Source organism: Martelella alba (assembly GCF_005217455.1).
Lineage (GTDB): Bacteria > Pseudomonadota > Gammaproteobacteria > Enterobacterales > Enterobacteriaceae > Acerihabitans.
Map to the genome: position 1 here is coordinate 81396 of NZ_SZPQ01000015.1, position 22239 is coordinate 103634.

The 22239-nt window shown below is 59.5% G+C and carries 19 protein-coding genes; 6 read left to right on the top strand and 13 right to left on the bottom strand.

Annotated features, from left to right (window positions below):
• Nucleotides 1-6: 6 nt before the first annotated feature.
• The 6 genes from FCN80_RS11345 to FCN80_RS11370 all read right to left on the bottom strand — a co-directional run bounded on the left by FCN80_RS11345 (nt 7) and on the right by FCN80_RS11370 (nt 3510).
• Nucleotides 7-549, bottom strand: a complete 543-nt coding sequence (locus tag FCN80_RS11345; protein ID WP_136990276.1) for a glycine zipper family protein — start codon at nt 547-549, stop codon at nt 7-9.
• Between the two features lie 42 nt (nt 550-591).
• A complete protein-coding gene (locus tag FCN80_RS11350; protein ID WP_196239157.1) occupies nt 592-927 on the bottom strand; it encodes a hypothetical protein in 336 nt (111 codons plus the stop codon).
• Nucleotides 928-1136: 209 nt separating this feature from the next.
• On the bottom strand, nt 1137-1517 hold the full coding sequence (locus tag FCN80_RS26775; RefSeq protein ID WP_230492616.1) for a DUF2933 domain-containing protein: 381 nt from the start codon (nt 1515-1517) through the stop codon (nt 1137-1139).
• Between the two features lie 228 nt (nt 1518-1745).
• On the bottom strand, nt 1746-2615 hold the full coding sequence (locus FCN80_RS11360; protein WP_136990277.1) for an aldo/keto reductase: 870 nt from the start codon (nt 2613-2615) through the stop codon (nt 1746-1748).
• Nucleotides 2616-2781: 166 nt separating this feature from the next.
• Nucleotides 2782-2949 carry a XapX domain-containing protein gene (locus FCN80_RS11365; protein ID WP_136990278.1) on the bottom strand — a complete coding sequence of 56 codons (168 nt, stop codon included), beginning with the start codon at nt 2947-2949 and terminating at the stop codon, nt 2782-2784.
• 12 nt (nt 2950-2961) lie between these two features.
• The gene (locus FCN80_RS11370; RefSeq protein WP_136990279.1) at nt 2962-3510 is read right to left on the bottom strand and encodes an NADPH-dependent FMN reductase; all 549 of its coding nucleotides are present in this window, start codon (nt 3508-3510) and stop codon (nt 2962-2964) included.
• A gap of 160 nt (nt 3511-3670) precedes the next feature.
• Between FCN80_RS11370 and FCN80_RS11375 the strand changes: the two genes are divergently transcribed.
• Nucleotides 3671-4423 (top strand): AraC family transcriptional regulator, encoded by a 753-nt coding sequence (locus tag FCN80_RS11375; protein WP_136990280.1) that lies wholly within the window; start codon nt 3671-3673, stop codon nt 4421-4423.
• A gap of 86 nt (nt 4424-4509) precedes the next feature.
• On the opposite strand, the gene FCN80_RS11380 is transcribed toward FCN80_RS11375, so the two are convergent.
• Nucleotides 4510-5007: a hypothetical protein gene (locus tag FCN80_RS11380; protein WP_136990281.1), complete on the bottom strand. Its 498-nt coding sequence runs from the start codon at nt 5005-5007 to the stop codon at nt 4510-4512.
• A gap of 501 nt (nt 5008-5508) precedes the next feature.
• Between FCN80_RS11380 and patD the strand changes: the two genes are divergently transcribed.
• The 3 genes from patD (at nt 5509) to FCN80_RS26785 (ending at nt 10412) form a co-directional block, all read left to right on the top strand.
• Nucleotides 5509-6933, top strand: coding sequence for an aminobutyraldehyde dehydrogenase (patD, locus tag FCN80_RS11385; protein WP_136990282.1), 1425 nt, complete (start codon nt 5509-5511; stop codon nt 6931-6933).
• A 748-nt stretch (nt 6934-7681) separates the two neighbouring features.
• On the top strand, nt 7682-9454 hold the full coding sequence (locus FCN80_RS26780) for an HAD-IC family P-type ATPase (protein ID WP_230492617.1): 1773 nt from the start codon (nt 7682-7684) through the stop codon (nt 9452-9454).
• Complete coding sequence (locus FCN80_RS26785; RefSeq protein WP_373880330.1) at nt 9375-10412, top strand: HAD-IC family P-type ATPase; 1038 nt, start codon at nt 9375-9377, stop codon at nt 10410-10412. Before FCN80_RS26780 ends, FCN80_RS26785 begins: the two co-directional genes overlap by 80 nt.
• Before the next feature lie 147 nt (nt 10413-10559).
• Here FCN80_RS26785 and FCN80_RS11395 read toward each other — a convergent pair whose 3' ends face one another.
• On the bottom strand, nt 10560-11879 hold the full coding sequence (locus tag FCN80_RS11395; protein WP_136990283.1) for a ferredoxin reductase family protein: 1320 nt from the start codon (nt 11877-11879) through the stop codon (nt 10560-10562).
• Nucleotides 11880-12927: 1048 nt separating this feature from the next.
• On the opposite strand from FCN80_RS11395, the gene ygjG reads away from it, so the two are divergent.
• Nucleotides 12928-14397 (top strand): putrescine aminotransferase, encoded by a 1470-nt coding sequence (ygjG, locus tag FCN80_RS11400; RefSeq protein ID WP_136990284.1) that lies wholly within the window; start codon nt 12928-12930, stop codon nt 14395-14397.
• A 66-nt stretch (nt 14398-14463) separates the two neighbouring features.
• Here the strand turns inward: ygjG and FCN80_RS11405 are convergent, their stop codons facing one another.
• A complete protein-coding gene (locus tag FCN80_RS11405; protein WP_136990285.1) occupies nt 14464-16710 on the bottom strand; it encodes a TonB-dependent siderophore receptor in 2247 nt (748 codons plus the stop codon).
• A gap of 265 nt (nt 16711-16975) precedes the next feature.
• Here FCN80_RS11405 and fes point away from each other — a divergent pair, with 265 nt between their 5' ends.
• Nucleotides 16976-18292 (top strand): enterochelin esterase, encoded by a 1317-nt coding sequence (gene fes / locus FCN80_RS11410; protein ID WP_136990286.1) that lies wholly within the window; start codon nt 16976-16978, stop codon nt 18290-18292.
• Here fes and FCN80_RS11415 read toward each other — a convergent pair.
• Genes FCN80_RS11415 through fepB form a run of 4 tightly spaced genes read right to left on the bottom strand, consistent with a single transcriptional unit; the run spans nt 18244 to nt 22059 of the window.
• Nucleotides 18244-19098 carry an ATP-binding cassette domain-containing protein gene (locus FCN80_RS11415; RefSeq protein ID WP_170975371.1) on the bottom strand — a complete coding sequence of 285 codons (855 nt, stop codon included), beginning with the start codon at nt 19096-19098 and terminating at the stop codon, nt 18244-18246. The genes fes and FCN80_RS11415 overlap by 49 nt on opposite strands.
• Entirely contained in the window at nt 19095-20096 is a 1002-nt protein-coding gene (gene fepG, locus FCN80_RS26440) for an iron-enterobactin ABC transporter permease (RefSeq protein ID WP_170975372.1), read from the bottom strand. Before fepG ends, FCN80_RS11415 begins: the two co-directional genes overlap by 4 nt.
• On the bottom strand, nt 20093-21091 hold the full coding sequence (fepD, locus tag FCN80_RS11425; RefSeq protein ID WP_136990289.1) for a Fe(3+)-siderophore ABC transporter permease: 999 nt from the start codon (nt 21089-21091) through the stop codon (nt 20093-20095). The genes fepG and fepD overlap by 4 nt, the downstream gene beginning before the upstream one ends.
• Nucleotides 21088-22059 (bottom strand): Fe2+-enterobactin ABC transporter substrate-binding protein, encoded by a 972-nt coding sequence (gene fepB, locus FCN80_RS11430; protein WP_136990290.1) that lies wholly within the window; start codon nt 22057-22059, stop codon nt 21088-21090. The genes fepD and fepB overlap by 4 nt, the downstream gene beginning before the upstream one ends.
• Nucleotides 22060-22239: the final 180 nt, after the last annotated feature.

Genomic DNA, 22239 nt, shown 5'->3' on the forward strand with positions numbered 1-22239 from the left:
TGGAAATCAGTACCGGTAATAACCGCCGGGCGCGTAATAATAGACGGGGGGCGCATAATAGGCCGGCTGGGCAACCATTACCGTACTTGGCTGGGGTTGCATAATGGTATCGCCACGGGCAGTGATACATTGCCCGTAATAGTTGTCGTATTGCTGCTGCGCCGCGGCGGCGGACTGATGCCTTCCGCTCGCCGCCGCCATACCGCCCAACAGCATGCCGCTTCCAGCGCCTATTAACGCGCCAGGTCCGGCATTATTTGACGCGGCGCCGATCAGCGCGCCGGCGGCGGCCCCGCCGGCCGTCCCTACGGCAACGGCGCCGGCGCTTTGGCCTACCCCGTCCACACCCGGTCGAGAGGCCAGCATTTGCGCGGCGTAGTTGCGACAACGGTAATCATCTTGCTGAAAGTGATTGAGATCTTTGTTTTTACCCGGTAGCGCCGTCAGGGTGGGGTAAGAGGGCGGCGTTGTCCCGCATCCCGTCAGGTTTAGCAGGATAACGAAAGAGAGCGCAAGGGAGGTTGCGGCCGGAGCGTTGTTAACGCGCATAAGACACTCCCGCGGCAACAGTCCGAAATCCCGGCGCCGTCATCAGCGCCATCCCCGGTGAACCACCACCACTCCCGGCGGTCCGACATGGACCGGACGAGGGGCGACATACACGGGATGAGGCGCCACGGCGACGGCCACCGGTGGTCCGACAAAGACCGGGCGGGGCGCCACGGCGACGGCCACCGGCGGGGCGACATAGACCGGGGGCGGGACGGCGACCGGGGGAGCGACATAGACCGGCGCGGGCGCAACCACCGGCGGCGCGGCCACATAGACCGGCGGCGCCACCGCGACAACGACGGCGGCAAGGGGGGCCGAGGACGCGGACAGGCAGATTGCGCCGATAGCCAGTCTGGCGATGGGATGAGATTTCATAACAGCCTCGCAGAATGAATGCACCGCCCGACCCGGGCGGCGGATTCACTCTATGCGAACGCGGCATGACAATCTATGAGCAAGATATATCACTACATTACACGGACGACCCCAACTGCCGCCCGGGTCCGAGGGGTTGCCTGCGACGGCGAAACGACATATCCCCGGCTGACGTCGTCCCGCACGCCCATGGGCGAGGCCGCCAGGTATCAATGCCCGGACTTGCCGTGATCGTCGTGCGCGTTGTGGTTGCCGTGCCCGTGCATGAGATGCATCAGCGGGCACAGCAGGAATAACGCGTAAGGCCAGTAACTCAGCACAGGGGATAAATGCCCGGAACGTTGCAGCAACACGCCGGCGCCGACGAGTCCGGCCAGACCCGCCAGCCAGTGCAACCCTTTCCCGTCGCCGAACATTCTCTGTCCCATTCCGCTATCGCGCCCATTTTCCGCCGGTTGCCGCATCGCAACGGCGGGTAAACCACCGCGCCGGCCGCCGTCTTGTTCATGCTCTTGCAAGGGTATGGCTTGAGGGACGGCGCTGGCGCCGGTACGGACTGCCCTCTGTCCGCGATGATTCGAGCAACACATATCTTATTTGTCTCCCGCGCTTAACGCGCCGTCATGAAGGGTGGATGTCATGATGCCGATACATGCGCCATAGGCCGCGCCGACATCGCACCACAGACTAAACCTTCCCTTTGGGGGAGGGTCAAAGCATGAATTGCATAGAAAAGTAAAGTCCTGCCGGAAGGGCGGGCGACCCGGCTTCCACCGGAACGCCCGGCGAAAGCCGGGCGGAAAACGGGCGAAAGCGGGTTACTTGTGGTGTTGGCGGCCTTGCTGATCCAGTTGCCGGAATTCCTCGTCGGTGAGCGTAATGCCGGCGGCCGCGACGTTTTCTTCCAGATGTTTTACGCTACTGGTGCCGGGTATCGGCAGCATGACCGGGCTGCGTTTCAGGATCCAGGCCAGGGCTATTTGGCTGGGCGTGGCATTTTTCTGTCTGGCCAGCGTATCAAGCAGCGATCCCGGTTTGGCCAAATCACCCGAGGCCAGAGGAAACCAGGGGATAAAGCCGATATGGTGTTCAGCGCAATAATCCAGCACCGGTTCATGTTGGCGGGTCACCAGATTATAAAGATTCTGCACGGATACCACGGGGAAATGTTTCTGCGCCGCCTTGATTTGCTCAACGCTGACTTCGCTGAGCCCCACATGGCGGATAAGGCCCTCTTTTTGCATTTGCGCGATGGCGCCGAACTGCTCGTCCGCCGGTACTTTGGGGTCGACGCGATGTAATTGCCACAGTCCGATTTGCTCAATGCCCAGTTTACGCAGACTCATCAACACCGCCTGGCGCAGATATTCCGGACGGCCCACGGGTTGCCAGATGTTGGGACCGTGCCGGGTCAGTCCGCCTTTGGTGGCGATAAGCAAATCGTGATAGGGATGAAGGGCCTGGCGGATCAATTGCTCGCTGATGTCCGGGCCATAGCTGTCGGCGGTATCGATAAAGTTGACGCCCAATTCCGGCAGCCGGCGCAAGGTGGCCAGACACGCCTCCCGATCCGCCGGCTCGCCCCATATGCCGTTGCCGGTCAGACGCATGGCGCCAAAGCCCAAACGGTTGACTGTGATATCGCCGAGCGTGAACTGGCCGGATGCGGCTGCGTTAATCGTACTCATAGCGGGTTCCTTTTCATGAAAATGAGACAGGATCGACAAAAGCTTCAGTCATTAGTGTATGCGATAGTGGGCTTTCCTGGCGGGCGCTGTCTATACAGCATGTGTCATCGTTGCAAAAAATAGCGGGCGGCCTGTCGCCGGGGGCGGGACGCCTGCCAGGCGCCGGTTAGCCCGCCAGGCGGGCCCGAATCACATTAATGATCACGCTGCCGAGGAAGACGCCGGCCGCGCCCACGATGCCTGTCAAGGTCGGCGGCGCGGGCAGCGGCAATTTCAGCCAGCCAAACAGCATGCCCACCGAGACGCCGCAAGCCAGAGCGTAGAGAAGTTGCATGCGCGCCTCCGTTTAGGCGTCGATGCCCAGCAGGAAATCATGCAAAACCTGGCCGGTGAGTTTCAGCGTTGCCTCATCGGTGAGTTCGCCCTCGTGAATTTTGGCGCTGATATGGGTCATGGCGATTTCGGGCAACGGTTGCATCACGCACAGCATGGACGCCAATGTTTCCCTGAGTTGCGATTGCGCCCGCACCCCCCCGAGCATTCCTTCGGACAAGGTGGTGAAGAAGACCGGTTTGTTGGCCATGCAGCTCTTGAATGCTGGACGGGACAGCCAGTCCAGGGCGTTTTTCAATACGCCGGGTATGCCGTGATTATATTCCGGCGAGACGATGATCACGGCGTCGCTGGCGGCGGCCTCGCGCCGTAACTGGACCACCGACTCGGGCAGTAGGCCGGTTTCGAGATCGCAATCATAAAACGGCAAACCGCCGATATCGCCGGCCAGCAACCGGCTGCCTTCCGGCAGCATTTCCGCCAGGGCGTTCAACACGATTTTGCTGTAAGACCGTTGCCGTAAACTGCCCGCCATCCCGAGGATACGAAAAGACCGCGTCATGGATATTCTCCCGTTTCTGAAGTGAGGCCGCGCCTATGCCCGAGATACAGGACGCCGCAGTGTCAGTTACCCAGGGCATAAACAGACAAGATATGGCATTATTGCAGAAATACACGGCTTGACTTCTGCCAAAAAGACAAAAGTGTTTGAGGTGACGACAATGTCCGCATGCCTGCCAATACGCGGGGAATATGTTGTTCATGAAAAAGGGACCCGGCTGGCTGATCATCGGCATACCGACGCGCAGCTTACGATGATGCGGCAAGGGACATTATCGGTTCGGACCGCGGAAGGCCTGCGTCTGGTGCCGCCCGGACGGGCAATCTGGATTGCCTGCGGTTTACCCCATAGCGTGTATTACAGCGAGTCCGCCAAGATCCTGAATGTTTTTGTCGCGGCGGATGAGGCCGCGCGGGTAAGAACCCCTTGCCGGACATTCGCCGTGACGCCGTTGTTAAAAGCCCTGCTGGATGAAGTCGCGGACTTCGCCCGCCCCGGCCGGGATAACAGCGATGCCGGCTTAATCCTGTCGTTATTGATTCACCAGCTTAATACGGCCGACACACGCCGGGATTGGTTTATCGCCTATGGTCAGGATAGACGTTTAAGAACCGCCATAGATGCCATCAGCCGCCAGCCCGCTGAAAACACTCCGCTGCGGCAGCTGGCGGCCCGGGCGGGCTGTAGCGAGCGCACCCTTGCGCGGTTATTTATCCGGGAAACCGGCATGAACTATCTGCACTGGCGCGATCATTACCGGGTGATGTGCGCGGTAGAACGCTTATCCCGCGGTTTTAGCATTACACAGGTGGCGCTGGATATGGGCTATGGCGGGGCGAACAATTTTTCCACCATGTTCGCCCGGGTCACCGGCATGCCCCCCCGGCGCTATATGGACGCCATCCGGACCTGACCATCGGCTGCGGGGGACTTTTTCGGTGGGGTCTCTCGCGCCCCGCGCGATAATCGGCGGTTGAACCCTATGGCCCGCCGGGGCGGCTAGGCGGACGACTCGGGATAGGTGTACTCGGGCATCATGCTGTAAAGCGCGCCGGCCAGGCTGCCGAAACAAAGCCCCAACGTCGCCCCGAGGCAGTAAAAACTGATGAGCGTCGTTCCGGTATGGTCATGGCGATAACCGACGCCGATGCATCTTCTGACCAATTCGGCTAACGCCAACCCGCAGAGCACGCCGCCGGCCGCGCCCGAGCCTATGCCCCGATGCAGGCTTTCCCGGGACATTCGATAAAAATCGCCCTCCGGGGCGGTTGACGATGATTGCGTCTTGCCGACCGACCAAACGACGGCCTCCTTGGTGACATAGAGCGCGGCGGACAGCACTGATATACTCGCAATCAGTCCGGCGGCCCGCTTTAGGCAACAGTTCGCCGCGCCGGCGAAATTGCCTCTGAGACTGGATGGCGGCGCGCAATTGCGTAATGGTTCATCCCTAAAAGGCACGCTGGGTCCAAGTTGTAACCTGTGGCCTGTTTCCATCAATCGTTCCTTCATGTCAATGAATGGGTAAAGATCCCCGTTATACTTCAAGCCGTCTCTTTGCTGACGGCGTTCATTCACGCGCCGCCGTCATGCCGCTCGACGTATTAAGGGTAATCGGTGGGTGAGTCGCCGTCCAAAGCCGGCGTCGGCAGAGTGTATCACAGGCCATGCCGCCCACCGCCGGAACGCTCCCCCATGTTTAGCGTCAATTAATTGCTAAGCCACGGTCCATATGCCGGGGGCGTCTTACGCGGTTATGCTGGAAGATTTGCCGGCGGTTATGCTCGCGGCGCGCAATGAATTTCCTGGCCGGCGCCCCGGATAAGGGGCGGGCGTGAACCCGCCATTTCATCTGGCATCGAAATTGCAGCACTCTGGCATCATGACCGAATCGACTCACCGCTTTCCCTTCCGGCGCCGATGCAAAACCCGAGGACGGGCAACGGGCGAGGGCCAACGCAATGCGGGCGTGGCGAAATCAGAAACAGGAGAAAGCCTATGCATGATAAACTTTTGATAAACGGCCATGCCGAGACGGGAACCGGCAAAGCGACGAGTATCATCAATCCGGCCGACGGCGACGTGATCGTTACCTTGCGCGAAGCCGGCCCCGAGCAGGTGGACGCCGCTGTTCTGGCGGCGGACGCGGCCTTTGACGGCTGGGGACAGACCACGCCGAAAACCCGCTCCGCGGCGCTGCTGCGACTGGCCGACGCCATCGAACAACATGGCGAGGTGCTGGCGCGGCTGGAGTCTCTGAATTGCGGTAAACCCTATCATTGCGTCATCAACGACGAAATACCGGCAATCGCCGACGTCTTTCGCTTTTTCGCCGGCGCCTGCCGGTGTCTGGGCGGCAGCGCCGCCGGGGAGTATTTGGAGGAACATACCTCGTTTATCCGCCGCGATCCCATTGGCGTAATAGCCTCTATCGCGCCTTGGAATTATCCCTTGATGATGGCGGCCTGGAAGTTGGCGCCGGCGCTGGCGGCGGGCAACTGCGTCGTTTTCAAGCCGGCGGAACAAACGCCGCTGACGGCGTTGTATCTGGCGGAACTGATGGCGGCCATCTTCCCTGCCGGCGTGGTCAACGTGCTGTTTTGCACCGGCGGTGAAATAGGCGACCGGCTGACCGGCCACGAACGGGTGCGCATGGTCTCGCTCACCGGCTCCATCGCCACTGGCGCCCATATCCTGGCCCATACCGCCGGCGGCATCAAGAAAACCCATATGGAACTGGGCGGCAAGGCGCCGGTCATTGTCTTCGACGATGCCGACATCGATCAGGTGGTGGAGGGGGTCAGAACCTTCGGTTTTTATAATGCCGGTCAGGATTGCACCGCCGCCTGCCGACTGTATGTGCAGCGCGGTATTTATGAACAAATGGTCGAGGCGCTGGGCCATCGGGTCGCCACCCTCAAGACGGGCGCTCCCGATGATAACGCCACCGAGCTGGGGCCGTTGATTACCCGCGCCCACCTGGAGCGGGTCACGGGTTTTGTCGAGCGGGCCAAGGCTCTGCCGCATATCCGGGTCATCACCGGCGGCGTGCCGCTGGAAGGCAAGGGGTTTTACTTCGCCCCCACGGTACTGGCGGACGCGCGGCAAGAGGATGAAATTGTCCGGCGGGAAGTGTTCGGGCCGGTCGTGACGGTAACGGTTTTCGACGACGAGGCGCAGGCGCTGCGCTGGGCCAATGACTCCGATTACGGACTGGCCTCTTCGGTGTGGACCCGCGATATCGGCCGTGCCCACCGGATCAGCGCCCGCCTGCATTATGGCTGCACCTGGGTGAATACCCACTTTATGCTGGTGAGCGAAATGCCCCACGGCGGGCAAAAGCTGTCCGGTTACGGCAAAGACCTTTCCTTATACGGCCTGGAAGATTATACCGTTGTTCGCCATATCATGATCCGGCAATAACGGTTCTGTCCCGCGCCTGCCCCTTGCCGGCAACGCGCCGGGACGGTTTCCGTCGCGATGCGACTCGAAGTATGTAGCCTATATTATGTTGGCGTACCCGCCGTTAAATAATAACCAATGCCAGACGACGCGTCGCTAAAATAAAGCAACTCGGTTAAGCCACTCCCGAAAAGTAAATTAAATCGGCGAGATGCTTATTAGATGATAACCCGTAATCAATTTAAAAAATTTAATATTTCCTCGTGGCGTGGATGTCAATATCGCGCCTGTATCACGGTCTGTAAATAGAGAGTATTGCCATTAAACCATGGTTGAGCATATTATACCCGTCATCACTTGACGTTGCCTCCTTGCTGGCGGCCTATAGGCGTCGCCGGTAATTGGCGCTTCGCCGGAACTCACGGGCAAGAGAATAGGAGAGACATCAAGATTCCTATACATTAAATATTTCGCATCGCATTGCGGCGAAATTTAACCCATGCGGCCCGCCGCAACGCCATTTGGCGTATGACGGGTGTCACTCTGAATAATTTACGTTGCATCGCGACGGTAAGTGAACGCAGCCAACAAAGAGGCAACGCAAAGTCTGACGAGTATAAAGTCTATCAAGACGCATTGGCCATATCATTTTCAGAAAACTATCGGCAAGGGAGACGGACTTCAATGGGTATCTGTTTCTCCATGCAAAATATCGGACCCGTAATTCTTTCTGATTAATAAAAGCAGTCGCCACCTGGAGGGGCCGCTAATGAATGTCGCATCGAAGGAAAACGCAATAACACCATCACATCCGGTTGATGACTGGTACAGACTGGACGCCGCCGAAGCGCTCCGCCGGCTCGACAGCGCCGAGACCGGGTTGCGGCGCCAGGAGGCCGAGGAGCGGTTGCAGCTTTATGGCGCCAATGCTTTGCCTGAGCCGAAAAAAAAGCATCCCTTGCTGCAATTCATCGCTTATTTTAATGATGTTCTTATCTACATTCTGTTATTGGCGGCCGTCATCAAAGGCTTCATGACCCAGTGGGTGGATATGTTCATTATCTTGGCGGTGGCGGTCATCAATGCGTTAATTGGCTTTGTCCAGGAACATAACGCCGCAAAATCGCTCAAAAGCATTCAGGGCATGTTGTCCAATAACGCGGTGGTCATTCGCGACGGCGAGACCCAAACCGTCGATGCGCGCAGCCTGGTGCCGGGCGATGTCGTCGCCTTGCGGCCCGGGGACAGGATTCCCGCTGATCTGCGCTTGCTGGACGCGCATAATCTGTTGGTGGAAGAAGCGATTCTCACCGGGGAATCGACGGTCGTGGCCAAACAGGTGGCGCCCATTGAGGGCGAGGCGATCCTTGGGGATCGGCTGAATATCCTGTTTTCCGGCACCACTATCAGCGCGGGGACGGCCAAAGGCGTGGTCTTCGCCACCGGCGCCGACACCGAACTGGGCCATATCAATCAGATGATGGCCGATATCGACCCGCATCCCACCCCGTTGCTAAAACAGATGGACAGCCTGGGCAAGTTGATCTCCTTGCTGATATTGGCGATGGTGGCGGTGTTGTTCCTGTTCGCTTTCTTTTTGCGCGATATCCCCTTCGCGGAATTGCTGCTGGCGCTGATAAGCCTGGCCGTCGCATCGGTTCCTGAAGGCTTGCCGGCCATCATTTCGATTATCCTGTCGCTGGGCGTGCAGTCCATGGCGCGGATTCGGGCCATCATTCGCCGGTTGTCGACGGTGGAAACCCTGGGGGCCATGACCGTTATCTGTTCCGATAAGACCGGCACACTGACCATGAATGAAATGACGGTCAAGGCGGTGATTACCGCCAATGGCAATTATCGGGTGGACGGCGAAAGCTACGCGCCGGTGGGGAAAATCCGACCGGAAGACAATGGCGAAGGCGAGGCGGTTATTGAGGCGGGCAATGTTTTGGGCCACTTTATTACCGTCATCGATTTGTGCAATGACAGTGGAATCCGGCAAGATGAACAGGGGCGCTGGGCGATAACCGGCGGTCCGACGGAAGGCGCGTTAAAGGTATTGGCGGTCAAATCCGGCTTACAACTCAACGACGCGGCGCTAATAGAAAAAATCCCCTTTGATTCAGCCTATAAATATATGGCGACCCGCCATCGGATAGGCGCGGAACACCGGGTTTTCGTTACCGGCGCACCGGATGTCCTGTTTGCGTTTTGCCGGCAGGAAATGACGGAGGCGGGCGTACGGCCGTTCAATCTCGCTTTTTGGGAAGGGGAAGTGGCGCGCCATGCCCGGCAGGGATTACGCATGGTGGCCGCCGCGTATAAAAACATTGCGCCGGACAGCGCGCCCCTCGACCATGACACGCTGCGTCAGGACATGGTATTGGTCGGGATCGCCGGCATGATGGATCCCCCCCCGGCCGGAGGCCATAACGGCCATAGCCCGCTGCCGGCAGGCCGGTATTCGCGTCAAAATGATCACCGGCGATCACCGGGAAACCGCCATGGCCATCGGCGCCATGCTCGGGATCGACACCAGTGAGCGCGCCATGACCGGCAATCAGTTGGAGCATTTGACCGACGAGGAACTCCATACCGTCGCGGCGCAGTATGACATCTTCGCCCGAACCAGCCCGGAACATAAGTTGCGGCTGGTGAAAGCGCTGCAACATAACGGTGATATCGTGGGGATGACCGGGGACGGCGTGAATGACGCGCCGGCCTTGAGACAGGCCGATGTGGGCATCGCCATGGGCATCAAAGGCACCGAGGTGACCAAGGAAGCGGCGGATATGGTGCTAACGGACGATAACTTCGCGACCATCGCCAACGCGGTTCGGGAAGGGCGGCGCGTCTATGACAATTTGCGGAAAACCATTTTGTTCATGCTGCCTACCAACCTTGCCCAGGGGCTGCTGATCATCTTCGCCATTCTGGCCGGCGCCATAGTCCCGTTAACCGCCTTGCAAATCCTGTGGGTGAATATGGCGACCTCCACCACCTTGTCATTCGGTCTGGCTTTCGAACCGGCGGAAAGGGGCGTCATGAGACGACCGCCGCGCGAACCGGGCCGGCATATACTGGACCGGCATGCCTACTGGCGCATCGGCTTTGTCGGCGTGCTTATCGCCTGTAGCGCCTTTCTATTGGAATCGCTCTTGCTGCCGGGGGGCTATGGCAGCGAGTTTATCCGAACGCTGGTGATGCAAACGCTGGTTTCGGCGCAATGGATTTATATGTTCAACTGCCGGGTGAAGGATCGGTTCCCGCTTAGCCGGGACGTATTCGCCAACAAGGGGTTGTGGCTGGTTACCGGCGCGCTCATTCTATTGCAACTGGCCATCATTTATCTGCCCTTCATGAACCGGGCATTCGGCACCGAACCGCTGCCGGCCTGGGCTTGGGCGTTATCGCTGTTGGCCAGCATCGTCATCTTCATCATTGTCGAAATCGAGAAATGGCTGGTCGCGCGGTGGCGATCGACCCCCCATGGCGCTTGACGCGGCAGCCTGGCCCGGACGGTTCCCGCCGGGGCCGTCCTTACCCGTAAACCCGGATAACGGCGAACAACAATGCCAGCAAAAGAATCAGCAGCGCGGTTGACCATGCCAACCGTTCGGCAAAGCGTCTCAACATGGCCAGCCTCCTTATGCGAAATGATAACGTTCGGTATGGTACCTTGACATGGGAACGGCCAGATCCGCCAATGCCAGTTCAATGGCGTCCATCATGGGGTCAGGACCGCAGATAAAGTATTCATGTTTATCGAAAGGCGGCGGCAGGTGGCGTCTGAACAGTTCGGCATTGATGAAGCCCCGTTCCCCGGTCCAGCTTTCGTGCGGCCTGGATAGCACATGCACCACGTTCAGGTTGAGCCGGGACCGCAGCATGTCCAATTCCTCACGAAAGATCACGCTTTCCCAGTCCTGGTTGCCGTAAAGCAAGAGTATCGGGCGCGGGTCGCCGCGATCGGCGAAGGTGCGCAGGATACTCATCATGGGCGTTATGCCGATACCGCCGGCCACCAGCACATACAAGTCGGCCGGCTCGCTGAGAGTGAACGTTCCGTAAGGGCCGTCGAGATAAACCCGTTGCCCTTCGCGGACATGGGCAATGGCGGCGGTAAAATCGCCGAGGTTGCGTATGGACATGGCAACGCCGCCATCAGCGGCTTCAGCGCTGGAGGAAAACGAAAAGGGATGGGCGGTAATGCTAAACGGGCCCCCCCACACGGTCAGCCAACCGAACTGGCCGGGGGAAAACCGCAGGCCCGCATGTCCTTCCGGTTTCATGACCAGCGTCGTGGTATCGCCGCGCTCCTTGATGATTTCCGCCACATGATAAGGCCGGCGCAGTTTGAACAGCGGTTTTATCAGGCGGACATACGCCAGCAGCGCCAGCCAAAACAGCGTCAATCCGATCCACAAGGTTTTTTTGACCGGATCCACCAAATACCGGCCCCAGGCGGCCATATGTAAAAGCCCGGCCGTCACAGCCGCTATCGCCAGGATGATGTGTGTGGCGTGCCAGACTTCATAGCGTATCTTCAGTTTCGTCCGCCACACCGCCATGACGATGATGACAATAAGCGAATATGTGGAGACCGATGCCCATCGGGCGCGCCAGGGAGCATGAAAAATATTGAGCAGCGCCAGCCGTTCCGGCCGCACGACAAATAGCAATAGCGGGTGGGCCAGAATCAACGCAAGGGCAATATAAGATAATTGTCGGTGAAAATGGTAAATAATATCCTCGCCCCAGGGTTGGGTCACCCATCTAAAGCGGGCCGTAAGGCCGAACTGCAAACCCATCATTGCCAGACCGGCATACCCGAGGGCAATGGACAGCTCGGTCCAAACGTCTCTGGCGGGAGGCAACGTACCGAATAGCAAAGCGAACAGCGGGGCGAAAATAAAAAAGATATACGTCATTAACCAAACGATATTGCGCAGTGCAAAGGTAACCATGTTATCTCCCTGCCTGGATTATGTAGAGCCTATCCCATTAGGGCTATTTGCCATTTTGGACTTGGGCAGTACTCGATATTCTTATTTAATCCACATACGCGTCGGTTTTCGCGCGCTGTTCATGTCCAAATTGGCCGCGCTGATTACGCCTGCTGGGATTGGTTCTTAGCGATACCCGTCATCATTCAAGCCGCCGCTGAGTTGGCCGTGTTCGCCAGGCGACTTGACGTATTCAAAGTATATAAAGACTTTTGTGAAAAAAATAAAGAAGAAATAAATTGCCGTGGCAAATAAACTTTCCGACCGCGTTATCCCCGGCTATTTTTAATCAGTGTTGTTAAAGTTATTATGGCTGCAAAAGAAAAATACCGGAATAATATATGATAGAATTTGATGTTTAATAACGGGGGAACGGATGTCCGCGCGTAGCGCTGAAGTCTGCTTTATGTCGTCAGTGGGATGTCCGGTATTGTTGCCGGAAGCCTAACTGAACACCGCGGGGCAACGCGGCGGCGAGATCCGCGCACTGTGTCATGAGTAAAGTGATTCCCCCCCATTGGCTTAAACAACAGTAACCTGGTAAATAAAGGGCACCACGTCAAACCATGCATAATTCTGGATAAATGTTTTTCCATTGAGGATCCGTGCGGTCACCCCATGCATATAGACTCGTCATACTTCACGTTGCCTCGTTGTTGGCGGCTCACATGCTTTTTCATCAAGGTTTGGGCCGTGAAGGCAAAAAAAATATTGTTAGCCGGCCTCTTATCTGATATAAAATCATCGCGAAAAAAACGGCTTCCCGCCGCCAAATCGCACCAAAATAGGGATTTTATTGCCCCGGTTTGGTGCGTGTTTTTTTTATATCCAATGCTATTTCCTCGCGGTAAAATTTAATTCTTTTAAATTCCGTTTTTATCCTATTCTATTTTGTTCTATCTCCGGCCATTGACATAATCTGTCAAATTATCGTCTTGGGTCACCGTTGGCCCGGCGACTGCAAGGATCAGAACGGTATCATGTGATATCCCCTTCCAAGGAGTCCGTTTTGTCCAGAACAGCCGAACATCTCACCCCGCTAGAGTGTACTCAGCAGGCTTTAAAATGGATTGAAAAAACCTCCCTCAGCCAAGAGGAAATGATTGACCTGAACGAACAAGTAAAAAATGCGTTCAGGGACCATGTCAACCCGGGCTTTTTGGCATATCGCAAATCAGTCACGGTAGGCGGGGATTACGGGGCCGTAGAATGGCGGGCCAGCGGGCCGAATACGCTGGTCGATACCCAGGGCCGGGAATACATCGATTGCCTGGGCGGTTTCGGTATATTCAACGTGGGGCACCGTAATCCAAGCGTTATTTCCGCCGTTACTCGCCAATTGGCGAAACAACCCCTGCACAGCCAGGAACTGCTGGATCCCTTAAGAGCCTTGCTGGCGAAAACCCTGGCCGCTATCACGCCGGGGGAACTCAAATATTCCTTTTTTACCAACAGCGGCACCGAAGCGGTGGAAGCCGCCCTGAAACTGGCCAAGGCCTATCAGGGGCCAAAAGGAAAATTCGCGTTTATCGCCGCGTCCGGCGCTTTTCACGGTAAAACCCTGGGCGCTCTGGCGGCTACCGCCAAGGCCGCCTTCCGCCGGCCCTTTATGCCGATGCTGCCGGGGTTCGAACATGTGCCGTTCGGCGATATCGCCGCGTTGCGCGAAGCCCTTTACCGGCGGCGCGACAACGACGGTGTGGCGGCGGTGATCCTGGAACCCATCCAAGGGGAAGGCGGCGTCATCTTGCCGCCCGAGGGCTATCTGCCGTCCGTCCGGGCGTTGTGCGACGAAGTGGGCGCCTTATTGATCCTGGATGAGGTTCAGACCGGGCTGGGCCGCACCGGTAAAATGTTCGCCTGTGAGCACGAGGACGTGCGGCCGGATATCCTGTGTCTCGCCAAAGCCTTGGGCGGCGGCGTCATGCCCATCGGCGCGGCGGTGGCCACCGAAGAGGTCTTTTCCGTGCTGTTCGATAATCCGTTCCTGCACACCACCACCTTTGGCGGCAATCCGCTGGCCTGCGCCGCGGCGCTGGCGACGCTCAATGTGCTGCTCAAGGAAAATCTGCCGGCCCAGGCCGCCCGGAAAGGCCAGGTCTTGCTGGCGGGACTGGTTCGGCTGGCCGCCGCCTATCCGGAATTGTTGGTGGAAGCGCGCGGCAAGGGATTGATGCAGGCGTTGGCGTTCCGGCGCAACGATATCGGTTATGCCTTCGCCCAGGGAATGTTTCGGCAGCATGTTTTGGTGGCCGGCACGCTGAACAATGCCAAAACCATCCGCATAGAGCCGCCGCTGACCATCACGCTTGAACAATGCCATCGGGTACTGGCCGTTGCGGAACAGGTGTTGGCCGCGATGCGGGGGCAAGGCCCTATGGCGCACAAGTTGCGCGACCCCGTCCAAACGCGGGCCTGCGGCGGCGAGTCGGTCACGGTGGCGGCCATGGCCGCCGCCCCTTGGGAGACGCCCCGGTAAGGCAGGCTGAAAAGCGGCGGCGCGCCCGTCGTCGCTTTGGATAAGTCCCCTGGCCCCACCGGGATGTCAGAAGTGGGTATTCAGGCTCATATAGAATGTCCGGCCCGGTTCGTTATAGGTGGCGGCGCCGGCGCCATACATGTAGGCGCCGGTGGTCGCGTTGCCGGTGGTTTGCGCATTGCCCGCCCGGAACTGGCGCTTGTCGAACAGGTTATCAATGCCCAGCGTGACGCTGGCGTATGTGTTGATGTCGTAGGTGCCGCTCAGGCCGACCACGGCATAGGGACTGACTTGCCGGGTTTCACTGCCGGTGGCCGGCTCGCCTTTATAATTGTACTTTTTCGGTTTCTGTCGCCCATACCAGGCTAACGTGGATTGCAGCGACAGGTTATCCCGCGCTTGCCAGCTCAGGGTGGAGTTCAGGGTATACTTGGGAATGATAGACAGGTAGTCGCCGGTTTCCTTGTTTTTACTTTCAATCATGTATGTCACGTTGTTACTCCAGGTCACCGTCCGGGTCACCGGTATATTCAGCGTCCCCTCCAATCCCTGAACCACGGCTTTGGGTACGTTCTCCCATTGATAGATATCGGAAGCGCCGTTGGTGGTCGTGCCGGTGGGTAGGTAACCCGCTTCAATCTTGTTGCGGTAGTCATTGCGAAAATACGTCACGCCCGCCTGATAGCCATCGTGCTTGTATTCCAAACCGATTTCCTTGTTGATGCTGGTTTCCGCTTTCAGATCGCGGTTGCCCAGCAGATAACAGCCGCCGGTGCTGGCCGCGCAGCCCTGGCCGCGGCTGTAGAGCAGGTAGTTGGGGTTGGTCTGGTACAGGCTCGGCGCCTTGTAGGCGCGCGCGATGCCCATTTTCAATGTGAAATCGTCCCATAATCCCTGAGACAGGTTCAGCGACGGGCTCCAGTTGTCGCCAACGATGGAATGGTGGTCGAAACGCAGGCCCGGCACCAGCATGGTGGTCTCGGTCAATTCGATATTATCGTCGGTAAACAGCGAAAAAATTTCCGCCGACGCATACGGGCTACGGCCGGTGCTTTCCAGGCCCGGCACGCTTCCGCCCAGGAAAGTTTGGGTGTTGGATGCCGGATCTTTCATTTTCTGTTGATTCCATTCGGCGCCGAAAGTGGCGGTCTGGTTGACCCACAGATCGAACGGCACGCTGATTTCGCTGTGCGCCAACAGACTGTCTAGCGTAATGGTGGAAAAATTTTCGTCGGAAAATATCCCCTCGGTGCCGCCGGCCAGCCCTTCGTCCATGCGGCTATTGCGAGTGCGTTCCAGTTGCAGGTAATTGAGCGTGCTGACGCCGTTGTCCCAGTAGCCGCGGTAAGTCATTGCCTGTGTCTGCCGATAGATGACATTGGTTTCCTTGCCGTAGTTATCCCGTACCAGCTGGCTGGTGTTGGTGTTCTGGGTATCGCCCGCGTAGAGGTTCCCCTGGCGCGAGTAGGCGGTTTCAAACTCCAGGGTTTGTCCCGGCGCGACATTCCATTTCAGCAGGGCGTCGATATTTTTATCGATAACGCCTTCACGGCCGGCCGGCAGGGTGTCGGCATATGTGCCGGTTCGCAGCGACTGATGGCCTTGGTTGATGTCCCAGGCGTCGGCCTGGGTCTTGCTCAGACCGCCGAACAAACGGAAGCTGAACAGGTCGTTAAGCGGCCCCTCAAGGCTGAAATTGGTGCGTTTAGTGGCGCCTTCATCTTTGTGCTGCGGCGCATTGAAATAGGTGTTCCATGACCCGTGCCATTGCCGGGTGTCTTTTTTGGTGATGATGTTGATCACCCCGCCGGCGGCGCCGTTGCCGTAGCGCGCGGCGGCCGGGCCGCGCAGCACATCGATATGATCGATCATTTCCGGCGGCACCCAGGCGGTATCGCCGCGGGTATCCCGCTCCCCGCGCCAGCCCTGGCGCACCGAGTTACGGCTGGTGACGGGCAGGCCGTCGATAAGCACCAGGGTGTTTTCCGGTCCCATGCCGCGGATATCGATTTGCCGATTATTGCCGCGCTGACCGCTGGTGGAGTTGCCGGTGAGGTTGACGCCGGGCATGGTGCGGATAATTTCGGACAAATCCCGGGCCGGCGGCCGTTTACGGATTTCATCGGCGCTGATGGTGGAAACCCCGGGCGCCTGGAGGTTTTGTTGTGCGGCGGTCACCACAATGGTTTCGCCTGCCGCATTCTGTCGCCCGGCGTGTTCAGTGTCTGCGGTAGTGTCAGAAGCGGCCTTGGCGGCGGCGGTCAATGCCAAACCCAGCAGGATCGCTGAAGAATAGTGTGATAATTTCGTCATGTTGCATCCCGGTTTCGCCGTCGCTTTCGCCGCACAATGCTGGCGTGCGCGGTGGCGATGCGGCTTTTTTATTGTTAATAAGTCTTGAAAATCAGCAAAATAAGCTGACTCAGCCCCATAGCGGCCCTCATGGCCGAAAAAATTTTTCTCATGGGCAATCTGCCGTCTTGACGATAAAAAGACGTCAGCGCGCGAGAAGCTTTACACATTATTGCAAATAGAAATAATTATCAATATTATTTGTTTTTATCTTTTGCGAGGCAAAATGAGCGAGCCAGATCTGATGTCGCGAGCGGATGCGGGCAGTCCGGAATGGTGGCGCGAGGTCGCCCGGCAAGGCACCCCTTTGCTCAGCGAAAACCGGGAGGGCGGCTACCGGGCGACGTTTCTTTGGCGCGACCCGCGGGGGAACGAACACACTTCGGATGTCCGCCGGGTATGGCTGAACATCAATGGTCTGACCGACCATCACCAGGGCGGCGCGCCGCAAAGTCTGGCGCGTTTGCCGGGCAGTGATGTTTGGCATGGAGGCGTGGCGCTAAACCCCGCCTGGCGCGGCAGCTATTGTTTTATCCCCGAGCGGGGGGATCCGGTCGTCACGTCGCCCGCCGCCGGGCGGGAATGGTGGCGGGCGAGACTGGCCGGCGCGGTTCACGATCCTGTTAATCCGTTACGCCCCTGGATTGGCGCGCGCGGACATGCCCTGTCCGGGTTGCATATGCCGCTGGCGCCGCCGCAAACCCCCTGGCGCGAAGTCGATATGGCGCAAGGCGTGATAAAGGATCCGCCGCCGCCAACCGCAGTGCGGCGGTTTCGCTGGCGCAGCCGGCGTCTGGGCAACAGCCGGGATGTCTGGGTTCTGGTCACCGGCGCAAACCGACCTGAACGCCGGCCGCTGGCCCTATTGCTGGATGGACGGTTCTGGCGCGAGCAGATGCCCATTGCCGCGCCGCTCGCCGCTTTGACCCGACAGGGGCGGCTACCGGAGGCGGTGTATCTTTTGATAGACAGTCTTGATAACGAACGGCGCGGCCGGGAATTGCCCTGTAATGCCGATTTCTGGCTGGCGGTGCAGGAGGAACTGCTGCCACGGCTGGCGGTCTGGGCGCCCTACCACGCCGATCCCGCCGCCACGGTGGTGGCCGGCCAGAGTTTCGGCGGCTTGTCGGCGGTATACGCCGCTTTGCAGTGGCCGCGGACGTTCGGTCTGGCCCTAAGCCAATCAGGATCGTTCTGGTGGCCTGATCGCGACCCGCTTTCCGACCCGCGGCCGGGCCATGGCGGCGAACTGTTGCGGCAACTGGAAAGGGACCCGGCCGCCGGCCGCGCCTTGCATTTGTATATTGAAGCCGGCATCCGCGAGCCGTTGATCGATGGCGTCAATCAACGGCTGGTGGCGTTGCTGGCGCCTTATGCCCGGCGTATCGTCTATCGGCGCATAGAGGGCGGCCATGACGCTTTATGCTGGCGTGGCGGGCTGCTGGACGGACTGGTCGCGCTATGGACCGGCGTGACGCCGAAGGGCGCCTGCTGTTATCCGGCGCCCTTCGGCGCCCCGTCAACGGGGAAAACAAGCGGCTGATATTTTTCGCGGCCCAGCGGTACGACCATGGGGGTATGCGCCACCGGATCCTCAATGATCACGCAGCGCAATCCGAATACCTGCTCCACCAGCTCGGCGGTGACGATATCCGCCGGCGCGCCTTGCGCGACAATGGCGCCCTCGCGCATGGCCACCAAATGGGTGGCGTAGCGGCAGGCATGGTTCAAGTCGTGCAAAACCACCACCAGCGTATGGCCGTCGCGGCGGTTGAGATGCCGCAACAACTCCAGTAAGTCGATTTGATGGGCGATATCCAGCCATGTAGTGGGTTCATCCAGCAACAGTAGCGGGGTTTGCTGGGCCAGCGCCATGGCGATCCAGACCCGCTGGCGCTGGCCGCCGGAAAGGGTATCCACCGGCAACCGTTCCAGCGCCTCGATACCGGTGGCGCGCATCGCATGGCGAACCGCCGCTTCGTCCCGGGCATTCCAACGACCCAATGGCGACTGGTGGGGATAACGTCCCCGCGCCACCAAGTCTCCCACCAAAATATCTCCCGGCGCGGTGGGGTTCTGCGGCAACAGACCCAGCCTGCGGGCCACTTCCTTGGTGCGATAATGGCTGATCTCCCGGCCATCAAGCCTTACTTGTCCCTGCTCGGGGCGCAGCAGCCGGGCGAGCGCACGCAATAAAGTGGATTTGCCACAGGCGTTGGGACCGATGATGACGGTCAGTTCCCCGTCGGGAATGGACAATGACAAATCTCGGGCAATAATCTTTTTTGCGTAGCCGAGAGTGACATGTTCCGCGCCCAGGCGGGAGGGTGGCGTGTTTTCAGGACTCATCTCGCGCGGGTCTCCCGTATGAGCAGGGCAATGAGATAGAGGCCGCCGAGAGACACGGTAACGACCCCCACAGGGAGCTGATAGGGCGTAAATAACCGCCGGGACGCCAGATCGGCCGCCAGGAGCACCAGCGCTCCGGTCAGGGCGGCCAATGTCAGCGAGGGGGTTTGGCTGGCCGACAGACGACGGGCGATCTGGGGCGCCGCCAGGGCGACAAAGGATATCGGACCGGCGGCGGCGGTAGCCGCGGCCGTTAGCGCCACGGCCGCCAGAATCAGGCCAAAACGCGAACGCTCCACGGAAACGCCCAGGGCGCGGGCGGCGTCCTCGCCCATTTCCATAAGCCGCATAGGCCGGACCAGCCAGGATGTCAGCAGCAGCGCCGGCAGGATCATGAGCGCCGCCGGCAGGCATTTGGCCCAGGTCATGCCGTTAAGCGAGCCGGCGCTCCACAAGCCGGCGGTCATCGCCGATTCCAGCGACGCGCTGATGATGAGCCAGGTATTCAGGGCGACCAGCAACGCGCGCACGGCGATGCCGACGATAATCAACCGCAAGGTGTGGATACCGTCGCGCCAGGCCAGCAGAAAGACGGCGAGGGCGGTCAGGCCGCCGCCGGCCAGCGCGGCCGGCGGGAGCGCGGCGTCATCGCCGCCCAACGCCACGATGGCCAACAACACACCGCTGTGGGCGCCGGTGTTGAAGCCCAGCACGTCCGGGCTACCGAGGGGATTGCGCAGCAGGGATTGAAATATGCCGCCGCTGACGCCAAGGGCGGCGCCCAACATGAGCGCGGCGGCCACGCGCGGCAGCCGCCACTGAACGACCACGGTCTGGATCGGCTCCGGCGCCAACCCGCTTAGCGCCGCGAGAACATGCGCGGCGTCAAGGGAAAGCGAGCCGGTGCCGAGCGCCGTCACCGCCATCGCCAGGCAGCAGAGCGCCAAAAAACCGCCGGCCAATGGCCGCCGTATCCGTAAGGGGGACGGTCGGTTCATAAGGCTTGCAGGCTCCGGTGACGGCGCATCAGGATGATCACAAATGGCGCGCCCAAAAACGCCGTCACCACCGATACGCGCAGTTCTCCCGGCACCATCACGCGACCGGCGATATCGCCGGCCAGCAACAGCGACGGCGTTAACAATAAGACACAGGGCAATTGCCGCCGGTGATCACTGCCGACCAGCCGGCGCGCCACGGGAGGCATCATCAAACCGATAAACGCGATGGGTCCCGCCAGGGCGGTGGCGCCGCCGCATAATAGCGTAATGGCCGCCACGCCGGCGATTTGCGTCATCCCCACCCGGGAGCCGAGTCCGGCGGCCGTCTCGTGGCCCATGGCCAGAGTATTCAATCCGCGGGCCAATCCCAAGGCCAGCAGTGTTCCAAGCAAAATTGGGCCAGCGGCGGTTTTTACCGCCGCCATGCTGCGAATATCCAGCGAGCCGGCCTGCCAGAAACGCAAGCTGTCATAAATCAGCGGATTAAGCAGGGCGATGCCCGAGGCGACGCCTTCCAGCACCGCGCCCAGGGCTATGCCCGCCAAGGTCAGTCGCACGGGATTCACCCGTCCGCCGCCCGCCGCGCCTATCACCGTCACCAAAAATGCCGCGATTAGCGCGCCGATTAAGGCGAACCAGAGGAAATCAGTGGCTGTAACGGCGCCGAAAAAGGCGGTACCCAGCACCATGGCGAAACCGGCGCCGGCATTGACGCCAAGAATACCGGGATCCGCCAGGGGGTTGCCGGTCAGCGTTTGCATCAGCGAGCCGGCCAATCCCAGCGCGACGCCGGCCAGTAAGCCGGCCAGGGTCCTGGGCAGACGGGCGTCAAGGACGATAACGCAATCCGCATCGCGGCAGGTATGCGACAGCGCATGGATAACCGTGGCGGCGGGCAGGTTTTTTGCGCCCACCAGCAGGCTTAAGGCCAGCAGCAAGGCGAGCAGCAGGCATAACAGACCGATTTTCACTAGCGGGTAGCGGGCGATCATGGGCGCGAGAACAATTTTTCCAGACGCGTCAACACATTGGACGCACTAAAGTAATCGAGCCGGAAAGTATCCCGACCCAGGGCGAAGACCTGTCCGTCGCGTACTGCCGGCAAATGGGCCAGGAACGGGTTGGCCCGCAGCGCGTCCGCATCCGCCTTTTCAGCGGCGAACAACAGCAATGTGCGGCCGTTTAGCCCGTCGGCCAGATTCTCGCCGGACAATTGCAGAATATCCCGGCGTTGCCCCATGCTGTGTCCGGTTGACAGATTCGCGGGGGGTTTGGCCAGGGAAAAGCCCAGTTGCGCCAGCAAACGCCCCTGGGGCGAGTCGGCGGTCCAAAGATTGGCGCCTTTGCCATCGCGCAAATAGACCAGTGCGGACACGGGTTGCGGCGGCGACGCCAACCGTTGGCCGAGCGTCCGCACACGGACATCGAACGCATCGACGATGTGCGCCGCCTGCGTTTCGTGGCCGGTGGCCCGTCCCAGCACGACCGCTAACTGCTGCCAGCTCTGGTTGTCGTAATTCAGCACCAGCACCGGCGCGATGGCCGACAGTTGAGGGTAAAGACGCAGGGCGGAATCACCGCCGGTGGCCGACATGACAATCAGATCAGGCGCTTCGCCGGCAATGGCCTCGGCGTCCGGTTCGCCGATATAAAGCCGCTTAACGCCGCGCTGACGCGCCACATCTCCCCATTGACGTAAAAAACCCAGCTGGTCGGCAACGGCATTGTTCGGGGTGGTGGCGCCGCTGGCGATGACCGGCGCATCAATGGCCAGCAAGGTCCCCGTGAGCGTCACGCTGGTGGACAGGATGCGTTTCGGCGCCTGTTGCAAAACGATATCGCCGCGCGTGCCGGCGATCCGGCGGGGCCAATCAGCGGCGTTGCCTCTGTGAGATAGCGTTAGCAGGACAATCGCGCCCAGAGAAAACAAGACCCTACTGCGAAACGTCGCGCCGAACATATCATCAGCATCCCTATTATTAATTATAAATGCGTATCATTTTCATTGCTCAAGAGACAAAAGTCCAGACATTCGCGGCAATACTTGTCATGGCGGCCCGCCGCGTCAGCGGGACGATGTTTTGCGCGGCGGCGGTAATTTGCTAAAGTGCCGCTATATTGAGCCAAAGGCATACAGGCA

Coding starts and splice junctions, on each gene's coding strand:
- fes (WP_136990286.1), top strand. CDS start 16,976: ATGAGCGAGCCAGATCTGATGTCGCGAGCGGATGCGGGCAGTCCGGAA.
- FCN80_RS11345 (WP_136990276.1), bottom strand. CDS start 549: ATGCGCGTTAACAACGCTCCGGCCGCAACCTCCCTTGCGCTCTCTTTC.
- fepD (WP_136990289.1), bottom strand. CDS start 21,091: ATGATCGCCCGCTACCCGCTAGTGAAAATCGGTCTGTTATGCCTGCTG.
- patD (WP_136990282.1), top strand. CDS start 5,509: ATGCATGATAAACTTTTGATAAACGGCCATGCCGAGACGGGAACCGGC.
- FCN80_RS11380 (WP_136990281.1), bottom strand. CDS start 5,007: ATGGAAACAGGCCACAGGTTACAACTTGGACCCAGCGTGCCTTTTAGG.
- FCN80_RS11370 (WP_136990279.1), bottom strand. CDS start 3,510: ATGACGCGGTCTTTTCGTATCCTCGGGATGGCGGGCAGTTTACGGCAA.
- FCN80_RS11375 (WP_136990280.1), top strand. CDS start 3,671: ATGTCCGCATGCCTGCCAATACGCGGGGAATATGTTGTTCATGAAAAA.
- FCN80_RS11415 (WP_170975371.1), bottom strand. CDS start 19,098: ATGAGTCCTGAAAACACGCCACCCTCCCGCCTGGGCGCGGAACATGTC.
- FCN80_RS11360 (WP_136990277.1), bottom strand. CDS start 2,615: ATGAGTACGATTAACGCAGCCGCATCCGGCCAGTTCACGCTCGGCGAT.
- FCN80_RS11395 (WP_136990283.1), bottom strand. CDS start 11,879: ATGGTTACCTTTGCACTGCGCAATATCGTTTGGTTAATGACGTATATC.
- FCN80_RS11405 (WP_136990285.1), bottom strand. CDS start 16,710: ATGACGAAATTATCACACTATTCTTCAGCGATCCTGCTGGGTTTGGCA.
- FCN80_RS26780 (WP_230492617.1), top strand. CDS start 7,682: ATGAATGTCGCATCGAAGGAAAACGCAATAACACCATCACATCCGGTT.
- fepB (WP_136990290.1), bottom strand. CDS start 22,059: ATGTTCGGCGCGACGTTTCGCAGTAGGGTCTTGTTTTCTCTGGGCGCG.
- FCN80_RS26775 (WP_230492616.1), bottom strand. CDS start 1,517: ATGTGTTGCTCGAATCATCGCGGACAGAGGGCAGTCCGTACCGGCGCC.
- FCN80_RS11350 (WP_196239157.1), bottom strand. CDS start 927: ATGAAATCTCATCCCATCGCCAGACTGGCTATCGGCGCAATCTGCCTG.
- fepG (WP_170975372.1), bottom strand. CDS start 20,096: ATGAACCGACCGTCCCCCTTACGGATACGGCGGCCATTGGCCGGCGGT.
- FCN80_RS11365 (WP_136990278.1), bottom strand. CDS start 2,949: ATGCAACTTCTCTACGCTCTGGCTTGCGGCGTCTCGGTGGGCATGCTG.